The sequence below is a fragment of the Amycolatopsis sp. NPDC028719 genome, from assembly GCF_055565395.1.
Genome location: NZ_JBVHUL010000030.1, coordinates 1 through 1,731, shown reverse-complemented (window position 1 = coordinate 1,731; position 1,731 = coordinate 1). Strand labels below are relative to the sequence as shown.

Genomic DNA, 1,731 nt, shown 5'->3' with positions numbered 1-1,731 from the left:
CAGGCAAAAAATATTATGTGAATATTGATTGGGTAGACAATGAGGGCTGGAAACCAGTACTTGTTCAAACTCTAAACTAAAAAAGAGAAGCTCCTTAGGAGCTTCTCAGAGTGTCGGGAAACCCTTTAGGGTTTCCGACGCTCTGAAATCTTTTTGATTTTAGCGAATGAAAACAACATAAAATAATAGAATTTAGAAAAATAGCCCTCCACTAGACCCTTTTTGGTCAGATGGAGGGCTATTTTTTTCATGTTTTGGCAAGCTGCGGTGAGATAAGCCTGCATTTGGACAGACTTCAGCCCCCGAAACCGAGCATATCGATATCCATGTAGTTCTTTGGCGTCCGCAAAGCTTCGCTCTATAGTTGAACAGCGTACTTTATACAACTTTTTTCCTGTAGCTGTTAGCTTGTTTTTTCTAGCAATATCCTTATATTTCTCCCATATATGATGAGTGATAACTTTTTGTTTTTGTTTCTTTGAAAAGCACACCTCTCGTAACGGACAAACAGCACAGTCTTCTGGATTCGATTTGTATTGACGGTATCCTTCACGATCAGTTGTTACATATTCTAAAATACATCCCATCGGACAAGCGAAAACATTCATTTCTTCTACATATTTAAATTGGCTTTTCGGTACTTCTTTATTTCGTTTTCCAAATCGGCGATACCCCATCACCATAAATATATTTCGTTCTGATAATTTCTTACAGATATAACCTGAAAAATAGCCCGCATCAAGAGCGACAGCTTCTACTTTGAATTCGAATTTATCAATCTGAGCTTGGAGGCGCGCTAAATATGGCTCGGAATCTGCCATATTTCCAGCCGTTACATAGGTATCTGTAATAATATTGTACTTCGCATCAGTCGTACGATGGTCTAAGAAATGAAAACCGTTCGGTTTTCCATCTCTCATTAAAAATCCACTATCTGGATCCGTAGTACTTATGCGAGTTTTTTTAGTAGGGGTATCACTTTCCTTTCTGGGTTTTAATTCTTTTTTCCGTGTACCTCACGATCTTCGATTACCGCAGCTTCTAGTTCATCTATATAAAACTTTGCCTTTTCTTTTTTATATTTATGTACAAACTTATTTTTATTAGCATTGGCCTTAATGTGCGTAGAATCTGTCATCAATGCACGTCCTCCCACCATCCGGTGCTCCGTCGCTTGCCGCACAATCTCATCAAAAATTTCTTCGAAAATATTTGTATGAATAAAGCGGGTACGTCGATTCCAACTAATTGTAGAATGATCTGGAATAGTATCTGATAGAGAAAACCCTAAAAACCAACGGTAGGCGATATTCGTTTTAATCTCCTTTTCCAATTGACGCTCAGAACGAATACCGTAAAAATATCCAATAAACATCATTTTAAATAAAACGATAGGATGGATTGACGGACGTCCATTGTTTTCACAATAATAAGGGCGTAATTTTTCCTCAATAAAATCAAAACTAATTGTCGCTTCAATCGCACGAAGGAAATGATCTTGTGGAACCAACTCTTCTACAGAAACAGATACACGTTCATCACGATGATTTTTTAAAGCACCCATCATAAAAAACCTCTCCTTTTCCTCTTTTTTATCAGTGTTGACACATAAAAAGAGGTTCAGACACAAAAACAGGCTGTGGAGAAGACTTTCTCCACAGCCTGAAAAAGAACTTGTATAACGATACAAGTTCTTTTTTTATAGTATTTAACGGGGTAACCAGACAAGCT

2 protein-coding genes are annotated in these 1,731 nt (G+C 37.4%); one reads left to right on the top strand and one right to left on the bottom strand.

The genetic code is table 11. The annotated features are described in order from the left end of the window. Window positions 1-80: DUF1510 family protein (locus ACZ4TR_RS49370; protein WP_465296163.1), on the top strand; the 80-nt coding region annotated here is incomplete at its 5' end. 45 nt (window positions 81-125) lie between these two features. On the opposite strand, the gene ACZ4TR_RS49365 is transcribed toward ACZ4TR_RS49370, so the two are convergent. Next, a protein-coding gene (locus ACZ4TR_RS49365) for an IS1182-like element ISBth7 family transposase (RefSeq protein WP_377922992.1) occupies window positions 126-1,567 on the bottom strand; the annotation gives its coding sequence in 2 pieces (ribosomal slippage) (window positions 126-1,006 and window positions 1,006-1,567; 1,443 coding nt in all). Window positions 1,568-1,731 lie beyond the last annotated feature (164 nt).